The 20,578-nt window shown below is 66.6% G+C and carries 19 protein-coding genes; 9 read left to right on the top strand and 10 right to left on the bottom strand.

The features are described from left to right. Positions 1-359 precede the first annotated feature (359 nt). Positions 360-749: a hypothetical protein gene (locus FB563_RS41285; RefSeq protein WP_055707085.1), complete on the bottom strand. Its 390-nt coding sequence runs from the start codon at positions 747-749 to the stop codon at positions 360-362. Between the two features lie 128 nt (positions 750-877). Between FB563_RS41285 and FB563_RS41280 the strand changes: the two genes are divergently transcribed. The 3 genes from FB563_RS41280 (at position 878) to FB563_RS43390 (ending at position 3,003) form a co-directional block, all read left to right on the top strand. Then, on the top strand, positions 878-2,017 hold the full coding sequence (locus FB563_RS41280) for an ArsR family transcriptional regulator (protein ID WP_055707086.1): 1,140 nt from the start codon (positions 878-880) through the stop codon (positions 2,015-2,017). A 435-nt stretch (positions 2,018-2,452) separates the two neighbouring features. Beyond that, positions 2,453-2,689: a chaplin gene (locus FB563_RS41270; RefSeq protein WP_055707087.1), complete on the top strand. Its 237-nt coding sequence runs from the start codon at positions 2,453-2,455 to the stop codon at positions 2,687-2,689. A gap of 140 nt (positions 2,690-2,829) precedes the next feature. Next, positions 2,830-3,003, top strand: coding sequence for a hypothetical protein (locus FB563_RS43390; protein ID WP_159045538.1), 174 nt, complete (start codon positions 2,830-2,832; stop codon positions 3,001-3,003). A 13-nt stretch (positions 3,004-3,016) separates the two neighbouring features. On the opposite strand, the gene FB563_RS41265 is transcribed toward FB563_RS43390, so the two are convergent. Next, complete coding sequence (locus FB563_RS41265) at positions 3,017-3,427, bottom strand: winged helix-turn-helix transcriptional regulator (protein WP_055707088.1); 411 nt, start codon at positions 3,425-3,427, stop codon at positions 3,017-3,019. A gap of 92 nt (positions 3,428-3,519) precedes the next feature. Here FB563_RS41265 and FB563_RS41260 point away from each other — a divergent pair, with 92 nt between their 5' ends. From FB563_RS41260 to FB563_RS41240, 4 genes are all read left to right on the top strand, one after another. Beyond that, complete coding sequence (locus tag FB563_RS41260; RefSeq protein WP_055707089.1) at positions 3,520-4,359, top strand: SDR family oxidoreductase; 840 nt, start codon at positions 3,520-3,522, stop codon at positions 4,357-4,359. A gap of 613 nt (positions 4,360-4,972) precedes the next feature. Then, complete coding sequence (locus FB563_RS41250) at positions 4,973-5,965, top strand: immunity 49 family protein (protein ID WP_055707090.1); 993 nt, start codon at positions 4,973-4,975, stop codon at positions 5,963-5,965. Positions 5,966-6,229: 264 nt separating this feature from the next. Next, entirely contained in the window at positions 6,230-7,081 is an 852-nt protein-coding gene (locus tag FB563_RS41245) for a hypothetical protein (protein ID WP_055707091.1), read from the top strand. Positions 7,082-7,320: 239 nt separating this feature from the next. Continuing rightward, on the top strand, positions 7,321-7,932 hold the full coding sequence (locus FB563_RS41240) for an SMI1/KNR4 family protein (RefSeq protein ID WP_055707092.1): 612 nt from the start codon (positions 7,321-7,323) through the stop codon (positions 7,930-7,932). A gap of 63 nt (positions 7,933-7,995) precedes the next feature. Here the strand turns inward: FB563_RS41240 and FB563_RS41235 are convergent, their stop codons facing one another. Beyond that, positions 7,996-12,477 (bottom strand): golvesin C-terminal-like domain-containing protein, encoded by a 4,482-nt coding sequence (locus tag FB563_RS41235; protein ID WP_234357804.1) that lies wholly within the window; start codon positions 12,475-12,477, stop codon positions 7,996-7,998. Positions 12,478-12,623: 146 nt separating this feature from the next. Next, complete coding sequence (locus FB563_RS41230; protein ID WP_159045539.1) at positions 12,624-13,106, bottom strand: peptidase inhibitor family I36 protein; 483 nt, start codon at positions 13,104-13,106, stop codon at positions 12,624-12,626. Positions 13,107-13,229: 123 nt separating this feature from the next. Between FB563_RS41230 and FB563_RS41225 the strand changes: the two genes are divergently transcribed. Then, positions 13,230-13,793, top strand: coding sequence for a hypothetical protein (locus FB563_RS41225; protein WP_142219278.1), 564 nt, complete (start codon positions 13,230-13,232; stop codon positions 13,791-13,793). Positions 13,794-13,853: 60 nt separating this feature from the next. On the opposite strand, the gene FB563_RS41220 is transcribed toward FB563_RS41225, so the two are convergent. The 6 genes from FB563_RS41220 to FB563_RS41195 form a co-directional block, all read right to left on the bottom strand. Then, entirely contained in the window at positions 13,854-15,011 is a 1,158-nt protein-coding gene (locus FB563_RS41220; RefSeq protein WP_107100666.1) for an ABC transporter permease, read from the bottom strand. Between the two features lie 107 nt (positions 15,012-15,118). After that, positions 15,119-15,850: an ABC transporter ATP-binding protein gene (locus FB563_RS41215; protein WP_055707097.1), complete on the bottom strand. Its 732-nt coding sequence runs from the start codon at positions 15,848-15,850 to the stop codon at positions 15,119-15,121. After that, positions 15,847-17,220, bottom strand: coding sequence for a peptidoglycan-binding protein (locus tag FB563_RS41210; RefSeq protein ID WP_107100665.1), 1,374 nt, complete (start codon positions 17,218-17,220; stop codon positions 15,847-15,849). Before FB563_RS41210 ends, FB563_RS41215 begins: the two co-directional genes overlap by 4 nt. Beyond that, a complete protein-coding gene (locus FB563_RS41205) occupies positions 17,217-18,170 on the bottom strand; it encodes a hypothetical protein (protein WP_142219277.1) in 954 nt (317 codons plus the stop codon). The genes FB563_RS41210 and FB563_RS41205 overlap by 4 nt, the downstream gene beginning before the upstream one ends. Before the next feature lie 507 nt (positions 18,171-18,677). Beyond that, a complete protein-coding gene (locus tag FB563_RS41200; RefSeq protein ID WP_142219276.1) occupies positions 18,678-19,142 on the bottom strand; it encodes a hypothetical protein in 465 nt (154 codons plus the stop codon). Between the two features lie 268 nt (positions 19,143-19,410). Further along, positions 19,411-19,677, bottom strand: a complete 267-nt coding sequence (locus FB563_RS41195; RefSeq protein ID WP_055707099.1) for a hypothetical protein — start codon at positions 19,675-19,677, stop codon at positions 19,411-19,413. Between the two features lie 130 nt (positions 19,678-19,807). On the opposite strand from FB563_RS41195, the gene FB563_RS41190 reads away from it, so the two are divergent. Next, the coding region (locus FB563_RS41190) for a TrmB family transcriptional regulator (protein ID WP_142219275.1) at positions 19,808-20,578 on the top strand (771 nt) is incomplete at its 3' end.

Genomic DNA, 20,578 nt, shown 5'->3' with positions numbered 1-20,578 from the left:
ACGGTGCGTTGACGCGCCCAGGCCGTGATGCAAAGCGCCCCGGGCCCCTGCTCCGGTAGGAGAACCGACATGGTGATCAGTAACAGAGTCAAGGCCGCCGCTGCGGCATTTCCCCTGCCCACCCGCGTCATGTCCATGGGCTCGGTGCAGTCGCCCCATGCCGCTGACCGGTGGAGCAGGAATGCGACGGCCCGATCGGCCTCGGTCCCCCGACGGCACCGACTCGACGCCCTCCACAGGCTGCCCCGCTGTCCTTCCCGGCGGGGCACACCTGCCAGCACCTCGCGGATGTCCGTGGACGCCTGCGGAGTCGCTCCGCTGGGGCAGACGCTGTTTGCCGGCCGGCCCGGCGTGACGGATCAGCAGCGAGGAATATTGGCGTCCCGGTTGACGGAGCGGGCATTGCCGTCGGCGTATCCGGCGAAGACGTAGGCGTTGCCGGTCCAGTACCACCCGCTGCCGTCGTTGTAGTTGACCTCGTTCACCCGGTACCAGGTGTTGCCGTAGTTGCCGATGCTCTGGCCGACGGTCCAGCACTGGGCGTAGACCGAGCCGCCCGGAGGGACATCCGACCACCCGATCTTGCCGCCCGTGGTGTTGGGGTTGTTGTAGAGACCGACCCAGTGGCCGACGTTGATCGGGACGATGTCGTCGGCGGAGGCGCTCCCCGCTGACGTGATGAGCGCGCAGGCGCTCACGGCTGCGGCCGCCGCGAGAGTCGCGGTGCGACGTCCGAATCTGATCCTCATGCGGGTGCTCCTCACGGTGCGGTGTCAGTGGTGCGCCATGACGGCGCGCACTCACCATGGCGCGTCCGTAGCCCGTCGGCCATGTCTTCTCTTCTCACTAAAAGGCTTGCAAACAGGGGGAATTGGGCGTGTTGCGCATTGAGTTGACGACACAAGACCTGGCTCGGATCCGGTTCGCACCGCAGCCGGCGCCGCTCGTCGAGCTCAAGCTCGCACTGATGATGCTGCTGCGCCCGGATTCGGAGCAGGTGTTCGGGCGGTGGCGGCGCGGATTACGCCAGCGCCTGCCCGGCACCACCCGCCCGCTGTGGGACCTGATCTCCGCATACATGGGTCCGGCATTCCTCGACCCGCTGAGCACGGACCTGGCGACCGGCCTGGACGCGGTCCGGGCCGCCCCCATCACCCTGGTGCGGGCAGGTGTCGAACAAGCTTGGGCCAGGCGGAGGGGCCCCATGCCCCCTTGGCTGAGGGATCTGGTCCACGGTGACGTCACCTCCCGAGAGCGGTTGTGCCTGGGCCTGAACGATGCCTTTGACGCTGCGTTCGGCGCGACCTGGCCCCAAGTGACGGCTGGCCACAAGGCCGAGCTCGCTCGCTACGCTCTCGACGCGGCCGAGCGCGGGGTCGTCGGCGCGCTGGCCACACTGTGTCCAGGCTCCCGGCTGGTCGACGGTTGCTGGGAGGTCGACGCGCCCTATTCGCGGCACGTGGCGGCAGCCGGTCGTGGCCTGGTTCTACTGCCCACGTTCCATTGGACCGGTGCGACTCTGGTCGGCGACAACGAGGATCAGCCACTGCTGGTGGTCTATCCGGCCGGTCCGGGCACACCATTCCTGCCCGCCGCTCTGGGTGAGGACGCGCTCGCTCCGGTCCTGGGCAGCACCCGAGCGCGCACACTGCGCCTGCTGAGCGATCCACTGAGCACCAGCGAGCTGGCCGCCAACCTTGCAGTCAGCCCGGGCGCGGCCTCTACCCACGCGGCTGCCCTCCGCGAAGCCGGACTGATCGACACGGTGCGTGACGGCCGTGCGGTCCGGCACGAGCTCACGGCACTGGGCAAGCTCCTGACCAATGCCGCGGGCCAGGGCGATGGTTCGCAAGGAAGGGGCACGGTGACGGCGCCTGCCACCGCACGTGGCCCCCGGTCACCGCGCCCGGTAGAAGGTGCGCCGGTCTCGACGGCGGAGGCGAAGCTGCGGAAAGGAACCGATGCTCTCCTCCCGCATCTTCATCCGGCAGCACATGACCAAGCTCAGAAGCCGTAGTCCAACCGAACGTGATCCCTTGCTCTCCGCTGGTCAGGCATGGTTTCGCCTGGGATGAGGGAGGCATGCCGACGACTTGTGTCCGCTTGATGCGACCAGGTAGCGGATCGCGTCCAGCATCTGGCGGTGGCAGTGGCCCTCGGGCTGCCCGCCCCGCCCCTGGGAGGGCCGGCACCGGCAGCAACAGCCGGATCGCCGCCCACTCCGCATCCGTCATGTCCGACGGATACCGGCGTACCCGATCGGGGTGATCGGCCGCGTTGCCGTACAGCCTTTGTACAGCATGAGTCGAGGTCATCACCGGTTCGGTGGAACCAGGTGCCTGAACCGTTTGTACGGGACGGACCCGGAGATCTTCTTCCCTGCGGCCGGCGCTCCTTGGCAGTCCTGCCGACTGGCACCGCCGGTTCGAGACCACCATCCATGGGAGGGAACATGCGTATCCGTACCACCGTCGCCGCCTGCACCCTGGCTGCGGCAGCCATCCTCGGGGGCTCCGGGGCCGCCTTCGCCGACTCCGGCGCCGAAGGCGCAGCGGTGGGCTCGCCCGGCGTCGTCTCCGGCAATGTGATCCAGGTGCCGGTCCATGTGCCGATCAACGCGTGCGGCAACAGCATCGACATCGTCGGCCTGCTGAACCCGACGTTCGGCAACGTCTGCGTCAACGACTGACGCGAAACCGCCCCGAGTAGCCTCGCGGCGGGCCCTCCCGGCGTGGCGGGGGCCGCCCGCCGGGGGATGCAGGACACAGGCCGGACAAAGGGGCGGCCAAGCCGGACCACGTCCGGCTCCGCAGTGCCGGGGCGTGTCCGGTGGGCAAGGAACCGATCCACCGGACACGCTGTCAGGCGCTGCGCGGTGAGCGGCCCGTCGTCTTCCTCGCGGTCGTCTTCTTCGCCGCGGTCTCGGAACTCGGGGCCCTCCAGCTTGTCCACGGTCATGGTGTCCATGAGGGCGAGCGCGCCGTCGATCTCCGAAGGCGTTGAGAGCCTGGGGTGGTCAGCTGCTCGCTCGACCTGTTGCGCTCAGCCGCTCCTCGGCGGACGTTCCGCTGGGTGGAAGCCGCTGTGTGATCCGGTCGAACAAGTCCGTCAGCGGCTTGCCGACGTCCTGACCGAACTCGGTCAGCCCATAGGTGACTTGGGGCGGCGTCGTGGGCTCGACCTCCCGCCAGACCAGGCCGTCCTGGACCAGTGCGCGCAGTGTCTGAGCGAGCATCTTCTCGCTGATGCCCCGGATGCTGTCGCGCAGCTCGTAAAACCGAAGGTCGTTGCTCCGCAAGGAGATCAGTACCCAGATTCCCCACCTGCTGGTCACGTGGTCGACCACGTCGCGCGCAGGGCAGTCGGTGTGAAACACCTCATACGGTTTGCTCGCCTCGACCTGCGTCGGCTGCGCGCCTTCCGTCATGTCAGGAGCTTACCTCTGGGTATGTTCTTACGGAAAGTAAGCCCGACTCCTAGCGTCAACTGCCACAGCGCACACGGGACTAGGAGCTGAACATGATCGTGGTGACCGGGGCTACCGGGAATGTGGGCCGGCCTTTGACACAGGCCCTGGCCGAAGCGGGCGAGCACGTGACAGCGGTGTCTCGGCACGCGGCGGCGGTGCCGGACGGGGTCCGGCACGTGTCGGCTGACCTGGCCGAGCCGCAGAGCCTCACCCCCGCGTTGGACGGGGCGAAGGCGCTGTTCCTTCTGCTGTCCGGCGACCTGCACGCCCCTGAAGCCAGGCCGACCGACATCATCGAGCTGGCCGCGGCCAGCGGAGTCCGCCGGGCCGTCCTGCTCTCTTCGCAGGGCGTGGCGACCAGGCCGCTCGGCCCGTCGCGGATCGCGATGCGTGCGGTGGAGGAAGCGTTGAGGGAGTCCGGCCTGGACTGGGCCGTCCTGCGACCGGGCGGCTTCGCCTCCAACGCCTTGGCCTGGGCGGAGTCGGTCCGTACGCAAGGGACGGTCGCCGCACCCTTCGGCGACGTCGGGGTTCCGATCGTCGACCCGGCGGACATCGCCGAGGTCGCGGCGGCCTGCCTGCTGGACGACCGGCACACCGGCGGAGTCTTCGAGCTGACCGGGCCCGACGTGATCACGCCGCGTCAGCAGACGGAAGCCATCGCCGCCGCGCTCGGCTCGCCGGTGCGGTTCCACGAACTCACCCGCGAGGAGGCCAAGGCCGCAATGACCCAGTTCGTGCCGCCGGAGCTCGCCGACGACACCCTGGACATCATCGCCGCCCCGAACCCCGCCGAACTGCGGATCAGCCCGGACGTGGAACGAGTCGTCGGCCGCGCCCCGCGCTCCTTCAACGACTGGGTCGCCCGGAGCATCGCCGCTTTTCGCTGAGGCACGACTCAGTTGAAGCGCCGGGCAAACCTCGTGCGGTGCCCCCACAGGGGCACCGGCCATCGCATGTACCGGCGCGAGGGTCGAGCCACCCAGGTCGCGGCAGCGCCTTCGTCGGGGCTGGGGATACCAGCAGCAGCAGTCGTCGGTGCGGCGGGGTGTCGCAGCGCGGTGACCGGTACGGCGCCGGGCTCGGTGCGGGCACTGGTGAAGGGGCAGCATTCCAGGCCTGCGCCATTCCTGGGCTTGACGGCCGCTGGTGGACGCGGAGGACGAGGTCGCCCGGGACGGTCCCGCGCGGGCGACACCTTGCGGCCGGGCGCCGCAAAGGAGAACCACTCGAGCAGCGGTGCCCCCGCCGGGTACGCCGGCCTGGTTGGCGCGCCGCCGCCCCGCTCGTTCATGACGGTGGCAGAGACAGAAGCCCAGGTGGCAGCGGTGATCGGCACCGTCACTCGCAGGGGGCATGCCGTAGCCGGCGTTCCTCAACAATGCACGCGAGCGCCGGCTACCTCGTCGAGCAGCTTGGGATCGCCGAGGCCCCAGTAGTGCTGTCAGTGCCCGTTGATAACGTGCTTCGTCCAGTCATGGGGTTCATGAAGGGGCGGGGTACGTGCGGACTGTGACATGCCATCAGGTCGGCGAGCAGCGGTTGGCCGAGGCGCTCGACGACATCGACGGGCGGGCCTACAGACGGTGGCACTCGCTGCGGTACGGCAGCATCTCGCCGACGCTGATCCGGGCCATGGCGGACGAACTGCTCGACCATCTCGCCGCGCGAACGGTGACGGAGCCGGGGCTCGACGCTGCGACCGGCACGGTCGCGGTCACTGCCGCGGAGTGTGTGCACGGAGTGCTGAGCATCATGTGCTTCCCGAACGGGGACCAGGAACTCCGGTTCCCCCTCATCGGGGAGCGGATCAGCACGGACCCGGACGACGACGAGTTCGGGGACGGGCCCATCACCTTCCGGGACGTCGTCAAGGAAGCGCCCACCGCGCGGACCTGGCTCGACATGTTCGAGATGTGTGTCGTCAGCGGGCATGTGTGGGACTGGGAGCGGGTCACCGGGCTGCTGCTGCGCGGCGACTACGCGCCCGCCATCCGTGACGGCGTGCCCTACAACCGGTACACCTCCGTCTCCGACCCCGCCGACCTCGCCGCCATGGACGCCCTGTGCCCCTATCTCACCGAGGAGGCCGGGCATCTGCCCCGCGACTGGCCTACGGTTCCGCTGCGCAAGCCGGACGCCGGGGAGCGCACGGAGGCCGCCCGGCGGCTCGACGAGGTCGGCGACGCGCTGAGCGCGGACCAGCGGCTGCTCCGCGTACTCCTCGACGACGACCAGCACGCCTTCGAGGACGCCCTCGTCGCCCGGCTGGTCGCGTACCGGGAGAGCGTCGAGGCCGATACGAGTGATCCCGCGCCCCGGTCCCTCCTCCCCCTCGGCACCCTCGCCCTGGCCTGCCTCGCCGTCCAGGTCCATGGGTGGGAACTCGGCGTCCGGTCCGGGTATCTGCCGTACGGTCTGCTGGGATCGCCGGACGCGCCGCGCCGGGCGGCGGAGAGGAACCGGAACAATTTGGGCTGCTGGGCCGCCAAGTAGACCACCCGGGGTGCGGAAGTGGGTCTGGCCCGACATCCAGGACATCGTCGTGGAGACGGACTCGTCCCCACCGAGGCAGCGCGTACGTCTGTGCGATAGCCAAGGACGGAAGACCACCCTGCCCCACGTCGGCGAACGCCATCTGCCGGATCTCCACGCCCTGCGACCCCGGTAGCCCCGACGGCGCCGAGCCTCAGTCCGGTCACGTCAGCGATGACAAGGACTCGGACCAGTTCTCGCCGGCGAGCGTGGCCCAGCGCCGCGGTGGGCGATGAACCCGTCATCGGCCGCGCCATCGGCGCAGGGCGTCCACAGCTGTTCGACTGGGTGCATGGTGCCGTCGTCGCCCTCGCTGGGCTCGATCTCATACAGGGGCGTGGTGGTCAGGCCGCAACGGCGGCGGACTCAGAGCTGCGCGATGCCCAGCGCATCGCGCAGAAGGCGGTCGACGCCAGACGCAAGGCCGAGCAGGACGCGCAGCGGCTGGCCGGCCGGGCCTCCGCGTACAGGGCACAGGAGATCGCTCCGCGCGAGGCAGCGCAAGCTCATGCCCGTGCGGCCGAAAGTGAGGCGCGGGCGAGGCTGGAAGCGGTCAAGGCACGGCGCCAGGAACTCGTTCAGATCGCCGAACTGGAGAAGAAGGCGGTGGCGTCGTCCCAGGGGGCTGACAGCGCGGAGAAAGCGTGGGCCGCCGCCGAAGGGGACGCGCAGGAGCACCGACATCGGACCGCGAAGCACCTGTCGCAGATCTTCGCGGACATCGCCATCCCCATGGCTCCCGACAAGATCCGCAGTGCCGGAATCGGTGGAGGCCGGTGCCCGGACTGCCGGAAGCAGGCGAGGCGCGTACACAGTACGTACCAACGCATCCTGGACGAGCGGCCGTTGGGTCCTCGCCAGGTCGTAGTCCGGCTGCGGGTGCGCCGGTACGTCTGCGACCGGAAGAGCTGTGCCCGCAAGACGTTCGTTGAGCAGGTTCCGGGCCTGTCCGAGCGGCACTGCCGCTCCAGCACCGGGCTGGCTGCGGTCGATCGCGATCGAGCTCGGCGGACGTCCGGCCGCCCGGCTGTGCCGGCGTCTGCGGATGACCGCGGGCCGGACTCGGCTGCTCCGTGAACGGGGCGACGGACCCAGCACCCGAGGTGGCTTTCCGGCTTCTCCGCTGTGCGGACGACACGTCAAGGCTCGGCCGGCAGTCCTTTGTGGAGGGTCGCCATGAGGTTGGAACCGCGAACGCGGAAGGTTCGTGGTAGAACATTCGAAGCTGCGAATAATCTCGTAGAGTTCCTGCGCCGAAGCTTCACCCGACAGAATAGGTGTTTTCGGCAAAATGCAGCAGAAAGGAGTTCGATGCTATGTCAGAAGTGAACGAAGTCGTTTCGGCGTGGCGGCGCATCGCAGGGTGGCTGCGGGAGCACGCTCCGGTCAGCGCGGAGGCGCTTCAGCCAGGGGCTTCGGACGAGGAGATCGCGACCCTGAAGCGGCGTCTGAGATGCGAAATCCCGCAAGCTCTTGAGGCGTGGCTACGTGTGAACAACGGAAGCACCGCAAAGGATGTACGGGAGTCCCTTCCCGGCGGGGGAATCGCCCTCCGTCCTCACCGCGACTCCGTGATCTTCCCCGACGGAATGAGGTTCCTTGGCTGTCAGGAAATAGCTGATCAGTATGCTGATTACCTGCATATCGCTGGAGATATCCAGGATGACGACTACTGGAAGCCGTGGTGGATCCCCGTTGCGGCGAAAAGTGACGGGCCTTACGGAATCATCTTGGATGCGCAGACCTCTTATGATCCGTCACCTCTCCTGAAGTTCAGAGAGGGCGACTACCCGAGCTCTTACTTGCCGTCGCTCACTGATTTTCTCCGTCCCTTTGCTGATTTGCTGGAGAGGGGTGAGGCTCCCGGTACGTCCATGGAGTACAAGCGATTCTTCGTCGCCGATGGACGGATTGCCTGGTCGAGTTGACGGTCGACAGGATAGATCCGGTGAGGCGGAATGCGGCCTCACCGGATCTCTTCGCTGTCAGGATCAGTTCGGCTTGGCTACATCAAGCCAGTAGTCGTCATGGTCAATGATCCGGTTCTTCAGTCGGAAGTCAGGGAACAAGGCCATGGACTGGGTGTTCTGATTGTTGGACATGCTGGAGCGACCGCAGTGTTCCTTCCACGTTGGGAGGGGGTAGCGCAGGTCGACATGGAGTCGCCACAGACCGTCATCGTCCTTCTTTGCGTAGGTCTGAAGGCATTCGTCACCGGAGCCGACAGGATTGGTGCCGCCCAGAGACGGGGGCGTGCCGGCACTCTGGTACGTCTTGGCAAAGGCGAACTCGTCACAGCTCGATGTATCGGTCCCGCTGGAGGCGAGTTCGGGTGAAAGCGTGGCGTCCTGGTTACGCTCGAAGGAGGTCGGACACATTATGACATCTCGATTGTAATCGCTCTGTGTCATATCCGGCCTCACCGGAGACATCACGTCGTCGCCGAGATAGGTCAGCGGATCACCTTGACCCTTGAGCCCGAAGTGGTCAGGAAGCATGTGCTGGACCAGCCATGCATGAGCTGCTGCCGCCGGAAACTTCTGGGAATTCATGACGTACGTCGGCTTGTAGTGGTCGAAGATACAGCCGGGTGTGGTCCTGACTGTGGTGTCGCAGCGCAGTTCGGAGTACCCGTCGGTGCTGATGGCGACGGCGTTGTCGGAGGGAACGTCGGCAACGAGGGCTCCGAGGTCCCATGCCATGCCGAGGACGTCCACTGAACGGGACTGTCCCCAGGTCAGACCCATCTGGATTTCTCCGACGTGTCGATCTCCCGCTGCCCAGTCCCAGGTCGCGGGCGTGTTCCAGATCTGCTTGGTGGTGGTGCAGTCGATGGAGCATGTGCCGGACGAGGTGATGGTGACGGGTGCTGTGGCGCCCACCCCGGTGGCGGCCGTAGGAACGAGTTTCAGCAGGGCGTTTGATATCGCGGAGTTGTAGTAGGCCTTGATTTCGGCCTGCAGGTCGAACTCCATGGTGCCGATGATGGCCTGGTCCTGATTGACGATGAGTACAGTGACGTGGTCCTTGAGGCAGGCTTCCGTTCGATTGATCCACTGTTGCTTGAGGTTGAAGGGCTCGTCGTTGCACCAGGAGACGAAGCCGTCCGGTCGTTCCGTGGAGATCGCCTTGACCGAGGCGGCGGAGGTGGCGGAGGGTCCGGCCGGTCCGGTTCCGTTGATGACGCTCATGCTGAGGTCGGTGGGGGTGGTGACGTCCGGGGGCTGCGCGGCGTTGAGGTCGGGATCGTGGAAGGTCAGGTCGGTTGGCATACCGCTGTAGTCGCCGGGAACGAACGCGACAGCGTCGTAGGCCACGTCCTTGTCGGCACCGTTCGGGGGAGGACCGGAGTTTGACAGCTGCACCTCCGGCGCTTGGTCCTTGAAGTTGTAGGCGCCGAGGAGAACCCAGCTGTTGCTCTGGGAGTTCTGGTCGATGATCTCGGTCTTGGGGCCGAACGGTGTAATGACCGTGTACGTGGCGTCGGAGGTCTGCGCGCCAGTGTCGGGGATGTGCACGTAGACCTTGGCTTGGCTGCCGGGGATGGCCGAGTTCAGCTTCCAGTCACCGAGGATGGTCATGCGCCCGCCGTCGCCGCCCAGGTGGTCGGCGTCGCGTTCGTGGGTGTACCAGAAGTGTCCCTGGTAGCCGCCGCCGATCTGGTGCAGGTCCGCCTTGGCGTCGTACTGTCCCAGGCCCGGGCCGGTCGCGTACGGGTCGGGGTAGAAGGTGAACTGGAACGAGCCGTCTGATGTGGTGGTGCCGCAGTCGCTCCAGGTGTTGGTGCCTGCCGGGACGGAAGGGACGACCTTCGCACCTGAGGGTGCACCGGAGCAGACGGGTGTGCCGTGCTGGAGCCGGTAGCCGCGGCCAGGCTCGTTGATCAGGCTCTGGTACTTGATGTTCTCGAAGCCGCAGGTGGTGGCACAGTCGGACTTCCAGGTGGCGTTGGACTCGTGCCACCAGTACTGGGCGTAGCAGCCGGCGTCGGGGCAGTGGGGCGGGTTGGCCGTGTCGCAGTTGTTCTTCGTGTTGCAGAACGTGTCGAGCGGCGGCGAGACGTGGGCCCGGTTGTAGCGCGCGCTGCCTTGAACGTAATAGGGCAGGTCCGCTCCGTTCCAGTAGGCGGGGCGGAAGCCGGCGGAGGAGAAACCGGACTCGCCCGGCCAGTCCTGCCGGCCGGAGGTGGCGTAGGAGAAGCCGGTGTCGATGGACCAGGCGGACCAGCCCATCACCTTCTCCTCGTACGGCCACTGCTGAGGCTTGGCAGCGTCCTTGGCGGCGAGCGGGTCGATGTCGGTGTTCATGAACGCGTTGCGGGAGGCGGGATAGACGGGGTTGGCGGGGTTGTTGTACCAGCCAAGGCCCCAGTTGCCGTTGGTTCCCGCGTCCGCCTTCTTGTTGAAGCCGAGGTTGTAGTTCCACACGGCGGTGAACCAGTTCTCGGGCTTCGCCGGGTTGTCGTTATTCACCGTGATCGTCTGGTCGGCCTGGTGGACCTCGTTCCACTTGTCGGCGAGGATGTAGAGCGAGGCGGCGATGTTGGTGGCGTAGTCGATAGCGATCGCGCGCTGCGTGCTGACCGGGAGGGACGTTTCGCCCGGCTTCTCGTATCCGGCCTTGCGCATACCGTCGGTGACCTGGCCGACACCGTAGCCGCAGTCCGACTTGTTCCAGTTGATGGTCCAGTAGTCGGCGAGCGTGCCGCCGCTCTGGTGTCCGTAGTAGCCGTCGACGGCCGCGAGCGGGCTGCCCATCTGCCCGGGGATGGAGCCGGATTCGGCCTGCCACAGGTTGGATTCCTGGGCCAGGATGCCCAACTCGATCTGCGCCGGGATGTTTCCGCCGGTGATCAGGTCGGGCTTCTTGAACAGGCCCTGCGGGTCGATGGTGCCGAGCCCGGTCTGCGAGCGCCAGCCGCCCTGGGTGAGGTAGCCGGAGCGCAGGTTGCCCTTGACGGCCATGTCCACGGCCCATTCGACCTGGTTCGGGGTCGGCTGGAGGGCCTGGGTGCCGACGTCGTTACGAGGAACGGAGCACCAGGCGTCCGTGTCGACCGGATCGTGAGCCCGCGGATCGTCGGTGGACGTGGTCAGCATGCTCATCGTCGACATCTGTGGCTTCGAGGAGCCAGTGAGCGCCGGCGACGGCTTGCCGCCTGCGGTGCTGCCGGGCTCGGCGGCCGTCTGCTTCGTTTGCTTGCCCGTGCCCGGCACCATGCTGGTGATGGTCAGCGCATGGCTGGTGCGGCCGGGCGTCACCTCGGCTGCCGGTTCCTTGCTCGTGGACTTGGTGAAGCCACGCCCAGCGTTTTCGATGCGGGCGACACCTGCCTGCACGGCCGGGGAGACGACCGGGTCGACGGCCAGGCGTCCGCGGGTGGAGACATCCGCGTCGGGTGAGACGTCCAGCGCCTTGATGCCGCTGGCCGCGAAGCCCTTGCCGTGGCTGGCCTTGCCGGTGAGGTAGACCGTACCGTCCGTGCCCTGGCGCAGGTTCATCGCGGTGAGCCTGCCGCTCGCCACGGTCATCTTCTTGCCGTGCGCGTACGTCTGTACGTTTGCGTCGGTGTCACCGGTCCGGTCGACATAGCTGATCGTGCCGTCACCTGTCACACGGATGCCGTACGGAGCATGCTTCGTGGCGGTGAGCTTGGCCGTCCTGCCCTTGCGGTCGACGTGGACGAGCCGGTTTCCGGCGGCGGCGACCACACCGTCCTTGGTGGGCACGGCAGAGGTGATCTCGCCCTTCGCCGTGGTGTCCGCGACAGTGGCGCCCTTCGTGCTCACCGTGACCAGACGCGTCTTGGTGTCGCGGAGCGCGGTGAAGACAGCGGTGTGCGTGGCCGGGTTGCACGTCGGGTCGAAGTACGCCAGCGACGCGGTGAACGGCAGTTTGGTGACGCTGCCGTCGTCCAGGTTCACGATCGCCGTAAACCCGCCGCCCATCATCAGGTCCGGCTTGTTGGTGAAGGTGCGGGGAGCGTAGGCGACGGCCGCGTGGTGGTCATCCATGACGCAGCTGTTGCCGATCCATGTGTCGGCCGGAAGCTGAGGTTCGCTCAGCACCGTAACTGTCTTCCAGGCGTAGCCAGTTGTACTGTCGGCGACAAGGAGATGGAATCCGTCGCTGTCGGCGGCCGTAGTCACCGCCCGGTCAGCGGAGGCCTTCCATCCCTTCCCGAGAACCGTGTCACGGTCCTTCAGCGGGACAGCCGAAGACGTGGGCTTCTTCTTGTGTGCGGTGTTCTCATGTGGTGCCGAATTCTTGGGCGGTTTCGGTATAGCCGCCTCTGCGGCGCTGGTGGCGAAGGTAGAAGCGATCAACGCGGTTGCTGCGGCGACAACCACAGCGGATGACCGTCTCCTCCGTCTCTGCCGTGACCGATAGCGCATGATGTGTTGTTTTGTCCTTTCGGGGGATACCAGCCGGCCGATGCCGATCTGCGGCGCCTGCGGAATGGGAATAGACATGGACGGCACCGCTGCAGGTGCCTCTTCCGCTGTGCGCAGGTCGCATCATGGGTGGGCGCATATCAGCCGCGGCCGGAGCTGGCTCACGTCAGCAACAGCGGCGAATCCGACCCTCACGATTCGCTACTGTTAATTCACGCAGAAAGTCACAGGTCTGCGTTCGCCAGCTGTGAGGCGTTTTGGTTGTACGTCGCGCTCAAGTTCCCGAAGAACGTCCCGTATCCTTCTGGGTCCCACTGATCGCGCGGGCCGCTGTAGCCGCTGTTGTAGTACACCCAGTACACCCAGCTGGCCTCGTTGTAGACAGAAGCGGCGTCGTTCTTCATGGGCTTCGACTCGCCGTTTCCGCTGGTCAGAAAGTAGTACTGCGGACACCCCTGCGAACTGCACGCGGGTTCCCATACTGCATAATTCGGAACCTGGCCATAGATCCCAATGCGAGACCCTCCCAGGTTCGAGTTATAGAAAAGGCAGAGTGTGCCGTCGTAGTGAGCGCACGTTGTCGTGTCCCCGTTCCCCCGGGCCTGCGCTGATGGCGCTCCGCCAAGCAGTGCAAACGCGGCCAAGACAACCGCGCTGAAGGCAATTCGAGTACGCAAGGCATTCCTTTCCGTGGTTTTCCGTTCCATGTCCACTCGACGCACACAAAATGGCATACTTGCATGTGCACGTCAAGAGTTTTCGTCCGGCACAATGAGAGTGCCGGTCGGATTTTCGGCACTGCAACGACGATGCGTTACAGTTCGGCATTGGTGAGCTGGCTCTTCGAGACGGAGGCGAACATGAAATGGGACGCGCTGCGCCTGGTTGCCGTAATGGGCATTGCGACAGCAATTATTACGGGGTGTGATAATTCCGATGGCGGGTCCTCTCCGCGCCCCTCGGTCACCTCGCCCACGTCGTCGCGGGAGTCCGTTCCGGCTCAATCCCCCAAGGCGTTGGCTGCCGAGGAGGTCAAGAGCGCCGTCGAGCGCCGCATATCGGCGGTGGAGGAGGAGTTCGGGTCCGGTGTGCACTCCCCTTGCTCGACGTCGTCGTCCAAGCTGTTCACTGCCAAGTGCCAGGCGGCGGCCGACGCCACGTCCGGTGCCGCAGGCCTGGCTCTGCGTGAAATCGACGGGCGCGCCGGTTTTGCGACCCTGACTTCGACCGCACGAAGACTTCAAACGGCGGCTCAGCAATATGACCAACTGGGATGTGCGACCGGTCCCACCGCGGCGGGCACCCGTCACGCGTGCCTTGCCCCGGCGGCCGTCATCGCCCAGGGGCTGGATGATCTGCGGGACGGCGCCAACCTGGGCCTGGCTGGTAAGTAGCTTCCCCATGTCTCCCCCGCTTGCCGTGTTCGTCGTTGGCTGGTGTGGCGTGCTGGCGGCTCAGTGGCGGAGAGCCTCAAGTGGTTCGATCCGTGCGGCTCGCAGGGCGGGATAGAGACCGGCGAGGAACCCGATGACCACACCGATGAGCGGTGCGGGCAAGACGGTGTACGGCTCCAGGACAGCCGTCCAGTTGCGGGCGAGAGACGTGCCGACGACGACCGCGACGCCAGTCACCGTGCCCGTCAGCCCGCCGAGCGCACCCAATGCGGTGGACTCGGTGATGAACTGGGCGGTGATGTGCCGGCGACGGGCCCCCAGCGCCCTGCGTAGACCGATCTCTCCCGTGCGTTCCAGCACAGCCACGAGTGTGGTGTTGGCGATGCCGACCGCCCCTACGACCAGGCAGATCGCGGCCAGGATCAGAAAGAGCCCGGACATGTCCGTGGAGACCTGGTCGCGTAGTGCGTGGGGATCGACGGGCGGGACGGCGCGGAGCAGTCCGGGATGGTCGGGCCGCAGGGCGAGGGGGGCCTGCTTGGCGATGAGCGCGGCCGCCCCGGTCCGGGTACGGATGAGTGCCTGGGCCGGGTCGTCCACCGGAGCGCCGTAGGCGTCCAGTGCCGTGTCCGCGGGGATGATGACCGAGAGCAGGCTCTGGGGCAGACGCTGCGTGTCAGCGACCACGCCCAGCACGGTGTACGCGGCTCCGTTGATGAACACGGCCGGCCGGTTCTCGACCTGAGTGACCCTCAGCAGTCGGGCAACGCTGCTTCCGAGCAGACAGACGCGTTCCTTACGCTGCTGGTGGAAGTCGTTGAACAGTACTCCCGAAGACAGCGTCGGCTGCATGGCATGGAGCGCCCCAGGGGAGGCCGCGAGGACGTGCAGGCCGCTGCGGGCTCCGTCTGCGGCTTCGGACGAGGAGGCCGTGACGTCCGGGCGCGCGGACACGGTCGGGTTACGCAGCGGAACGTTCCACCACACTCCGCCGTCCACGACGCCGTTGAGTCGCTTCAGGCGAACGTCGGTGTCGAGCGGGAAGTCCATGACGGGGTCCTGCTGCGTTCCGGAGCTGGCCGTGCCGGGTCCGGTGTCATCGACAGTCACCGTGGTGTTCTGCAGCATGCTGAAGGAGGCACCGATCTGGCCGGCGGCGGTGGAGGTCAGTCCCAGGACAGCTACGAAGGAACCGACGCCCAGGACGGTTCCGAGCATGGTCAGCACAGAGCGCACCGGCCGTTGCACAATTCCCGCCAGAGCCTCTGCGGCGAGGTCACGCCAGGTGAACCGGGTGGGAGCCACCTCGCGGGGTGAGCGCCGGCTCACCAGAGGCCTCCCGCGGCTCCCGGCGCCGACCCGCCGGCCGGCGCCAGCTCACTCAGGTGGCCGTCTCGGATGGTGACCTGGCGCCGAGCCCGCTCTGCCACCGCGGGGTCGTGAGTGATGATGACGATGGTGGCGCCGGCCCTATTGAGCTCCGCCAGGAGGTCCATCACGGAGCGGGCTGTCGCCGAGTCCAGGTTCCCCGTGGGCTCATCGCACAGCAGTATGTCTGGCGAGTTGACGACGGCACGCGCGATGGCCACCCGCTGCCTCTCGCCGCCCGACAGGCGGGACGGCATGACGTCCAGCCGATGGCCCAGTCCTACGCGGCGCAAGGCGCGCGCCGCGTTCGCGCGACGCGGTTCGCCGTGCCCGGTGACGTAGAGCTGAGCGAGAGCGACGTTCTCCAACGCTGTGCGGTGGGGCAGCAAGTGGAAGGCCTGGAAGACAAATCCCACCCTGCGCCCGCGCAGGGCAGCACGCTCGCGCTCGGTCAGGGACGCCACGTCGATCCCGGAGAGCTGGTAGTTGCCGCTGGTGGGATGGTCCAGCATTCCGAGGATGTTGAGGAGGGTCGACTTGCCGGACCCGGATGGGCCCACCACAGCCAAGAACTCACCGCTGTCGACACGTAGATCAGCCGGAAGTAGGGCGGTGACGGGCGGCGAGCCGGGATATGTCTTGGAGACGCCCTGCAGCTCCAGGACAGGAACCGGCGGCGGGGAGGTCATCTTCCCACCACCACACGATCTCCAGCACGGAGCGTATGGCCGCCAACGGGTGTGACCTGCACCAGTCCGTCAGCTGAGACTCCCACGGTCACCGGCACCACGAGCTGCGTGCCCGACGCGGTTACCACCGTCACGGTGGTGCGAGCGTCTGCCCCTGCCGAGACCGCAGCCTCCGGCACCGCGGTCACAGCGCCGGACGTCGCTGCAGCCGTGATGGTGATTCGGACATCCTGGTCGGCGAACTTCTTGTCCCACCTTCCGCTGCTTTTGATCCTCACCGGTACGTACGCGCTGCCGTTCTGCGGAGTCGTGGTGCCGCTGTCGGGCATCGTCTTATCGGCCCCGGATCCGGGAACCACGACGGCGCCCACGGAATCAACAACGCCCGTGGCCTGGACACCGGTCGCCTCAGCCAAGACGTCCGCCTTCATGCCGGTTCCGATCAGGCGCCGTTCGGAGGGGTCGAGGAAGCCAGTGAGTGTCATGTCTCCGCGGGCCAGCGTGATCACTGGGCCCTTGACCGTGTCACCCACTTGCACGGGTACGGAGACGACCCTGGCCGGCAGGGAGGGCACGAAGACGGCTTCCGAAGCGGGCAGCATCACCGTCGGCTCCGGCACGGTGGGGCGGGGCGCGTCCGATGAGCGGCTCTTCCGGATGTCACCACTGGGCTGCACCGCGGCCGCGTCGGCATCGGCAGTGCCGGATGCGCCGGAAGTGGAGTCGGCAGTGCTGGTGTTGGCGGAGGTGGTCAGCGGCACCGAGTAGCCCATGGCGGTATACATGTGCCGCACCGCGGCTGCCGTGCCGGACCCGAAGGTGCCGGACGGGTCGGAGCCCGTCGGCCAGCCAAGAGAACGAAGTCCCTTCTGCAACTGGGCAACGTCCTTCCCCTTCTCACCGATGGTCAGATCGCGGTACATCGGCAGCGTCCCCGGCAGTGCGAAGACAGGCCGCTCGTCGTACTCCACGAGCGGCCTTCCCGCCTTGATGCTCTGGCCACTGTGGACGAAGACCCCGGTCACCAGCAGCGCGGTAGGCTGCGATCCGTTTCCAGTGGCGGCGACACTCGTGGGCGTGACAGAAATGGTCCGTCCGTTGGAGAAGGTTCCGCGGAAAACCACGGTGTTCTGCAGGACCTGGCGCACGACAGGGGCGGTGATGACGCTGGGTCTGGGCGCCTGGGTACGCGCGGCAGCTTCCGCAGGTGACTGGACCCACTGAGCCGCAAACATGCCGCCGGCCGACAGCACAGCCGCGCAACAGGCGGTCACCACAGTCCAGCGGCGATGACGGTCCAGCCGAGAGCCGCCAGTCACCTCAGCCAACTCGTCCGCCGACTCGCGGGAATGCGTCCGTGAGCGCTTCACGAGACCGAGCTCCCGGCGATGACCTTTGCGGATCGGTCGAGGGTTTTCTGCGCGGTGGCACGCATCTGAGTGAGGGCTTCCTGGTTCTTCTCAATCAACTCTTTCTGGATGGCCGACTCCACCGCGACCCAGGTGCCGATGAGGTTCGTCTTCTGCTTGCACGCCACGTCGGTCTTCGCCATCTGGATCTCAGCGGCCGAAGGTGAGTCGGCCAACCGGCCCCTGAGCGGCTCCAAAGGAGTCTGAAAGCTGTAGCCATGCTTCTTCATGCAGGTGGACCAGGAATGGAACGCCGCGGTCACCTGGGGCGTGGACATGGACTGCTGGAAACTGGCGTCATTGATATTCTCGGGAAGCCGTTCCTGCAATCCCTTGCCAAGTTTCCGCTCCGCCTCTCCGGAACACCCATGAGGGGGGATCTCCTGCCCCTTGTAGCTTTTCGGAGCCGGACCGCTGCTACCGGGCCGCGACGTGTCGCCAAGGAACACGTTCGATTCGGCATCGCTCATCGGCTGCGTGTTTGCGGGTGCCGCCGGTATCGTACCGGCGGCGGGATGATAACCGTAGCGTGCAGCAGTTTCGCTTTCGGATACCCCATAACGACGGATCATGTTTGCTGCGTCACCCTTGGGGTCTGCGGGCGATTTCCACGACGTGCCGACAGCGTAATCGAAACCAAAACGTGCCATACATTGCCGCACGAGAAGTTTTGACGCGTAGAGAATCTGCGAATGCTCGTCGTTCTTCAGTAGGTAGTCCTCGATGGGCAGCGAAATCGACGCTGTTGAAGAAAGAGAGGGAATGACACTAGGTGATACATGGGGTGCCGCCAGGTTATCTCCTGGGCGCTGCTCCGAAGTGGCGGGCGAACCACAGCCGCTGACCGTGGTCAAAAGCACAACACCCAGCGCAAGCACGGCAGTCGAGCGGTACATTCCCTTACTGATCACTCTTGTCCCTTACTTATTCACGCAGCGACGCGGCTGCGGCCACCGCAGCACATCGTTTTACCAGTGCGATTAACCAGAACAGCCTTGCTCCGAGCAAGCCCTTGCAACGAGACACGGGGTTCTCCACCAGACACTGAGGATTGCTTCCCGCCTCGCGGAATCAGAATTTAGCTGTCCGCGCCGATCGCTGGTCAGGCTGCAATTCCTGACACGTCTCGCTTCATGTATGAACGCGAAGTGCCGATGCCTGTACGGGCTTCAAACTCAGCAGCAGACTGAGCCCAGTTCCAGATCTGACGGCCAGTTGAGCAGATCCCGTCGCAGCGCCGACGTGTGAATTGCCCAGCACTGCACAAAAACGACACGGAACACTTTTCCCTCCCCCTGTGCTGCCAATGATCAGCGAGCAGACCCTACGGCACTGCATCAGGTGCGCGTCAATGAATTACAAAAGGGATCTTCAGACGCAAGCGGAACCCTTTGTTCGGGCTCACGTGTGTCAAATACTCACCGAGCGTCACATACTAGACAGTCCAACCGGGTAAAGTTTCCATAAAGGCCGATGCCAAGAAACCCCCTGACCCGTCCCGTACTGTGATCGCAGGCGTCGGTTGGCTCGGTGTGAGGATGGCGTATGGCTGCGGGCTTCAAGCTGGCACCACCAGATCGCCCATGACCAGGGAGTTCGTCGCGACCGTGTGGAGGCGAGCTGCGCCTCCGCAGGCTGGAGGGCGGGCTGGTGACGAGGGTGCGCCATCGGGTGCGGGTGGCTTGTTCGCTGTCCAGCCATTGCAGCGTCGTGTGGTCGGCGGGGAGGGGGAGGCCGGCCATGAAGGAGACGATGTCGATGTAGTAGGCGTAGTCCCCGTTCTGGGTCTGTTCGCGCAACCGGGAAAGGGTGGCGGCGAGTGCGTCGTGGTCGTCGAGGACGGCCTGGTGGAACGCCGCGGCGCGTTCGAGGGTGGGGGTCATGGAGGTGAGGCCGGCGATGTCGAGCTCGGTGCGCAGGGTGTGAATGCGGTCGTCGAGCGCGGGAGTGCCGGCGTCGCGGATCAGAGCGCGATGGCCGCGTTGATCGTGGTGGCGCGCAGGTCAAGGTTGGCGAGGAGCTGGTGGCCAGGTCGATTTCGTCGTCGGCCTGGTGGGGGTCGTAGGAGGCGACGGCGAGTGCGCGCAGGGCTTGCCCCCTGCGTCGACGGTGGCTTCTCCCGCCACTGAGCCTCGCCCGGCGCCTCCGGTGTCAACGCCCCGGCTCCCGCCGCCAGCCCCGCAGTGCCGGAGCCTGACCGAGCGCCCGGTCCGTCACCTGGTGGGCCGTGGTGACAGCCGAACGGTCGTCGGCGGCCCGTAGAAAGTAGGTGATCACCGCGTTTCCGGGGCCGGGGGAGACATGGATGTGCTCGATGCCGTCCCTGGGGCGGGCCGAGGCCCACAGGATGTCCGTTAGGCCCAGCGGCGGCGCCCCGGCCCGGTCCGTGTCGGTGATGGTGACCACGGGAATGCGCATAGCGGCCACCCTGTCCCCCTTTGCCACCGGGCTGTAGAGGCATCGCCTGGCAGGAATCGGCTGGGCAGCAACCTGCACGGTGTGAAAAGATCACTGATGGGCGCGACGTACACCACAGATGGGGGATTCTGTGCTGTCCGCGCTTGGTATCGACGTCACGGCCGAGGCCGTCTACCGCGCCCTTCTCGATCAGCCGGACTGGGGCGTGGCTGAGATCGCCGCTCAGGTGGCCGGGACGGACTCGCAGGTGCACGCGGCACTGGACCGGCTGACCGAACTGGGGCTGCTGCGTCCCAGGTTCTCCGATGCGTCGGTGCTGCGGCCGGTGGGGCTCGATGTCGGCGTCCAAATCCTGCTGGCCCGCCGCGAGGAGGAGGTCCGTCGCGCCCAGGAGGAGTTCGCCGCCGGACAGGCGGCCGCGCTGCAGATCCTGGAGGCCGAGGCCGCGGCGGCCGGCACCGGGCACCGCTACGAGGAGCTGTCCTCGATCGAGCAGGTGCAGGACCGGCTGGAGCGGCTGGCCCGTACGTGCATCCGGCGGCTGCTGTCCTTCCACCCGGGTGGCGCCCAGCCGGCGGCCCAGCTCGCGGCGTCCCGGCCGCTGGATGCCGCGCTGCTGGCACGCGGGGTGGAGATGCGCACGCTGTACCAGGACTCGGTGCGCAACGACCAGGACACCTTCCGGTACGCCCAGTGGCTGACCGAGTCGGGTGGACAGGTGCGGACCGCGCCCGTGCTGCCGATCCGCATGGTGCTGTTCGACGACAGGGCCGCGCTGCTGCCGGTGGACCCGGAGGACTCCGGGGCCGGGGCGGTGCAGTTCTCGGGGCCGGGCGTCATCACGGCGCTGAGCGCGCTGCACGCGGCGGTGTGGGAGCAGGCGGCGCCGTTCGTTGTGGAT

It is taken from the genome of Streptomyces puniciscabiei (assembly GCF_006715785.1).
Classification (GTDB): domain Bacteria; phylum Actinomycetota; class Actinomycetes; order Streptomycetales; family Streptomycetaceae; genus Streptomyces; species Streptomyces puniciscabiei.
Note: the sequence above shows the minus strand (reverse complement) of the source record. Positions and strands in the feature narration are given on the sequence as shown.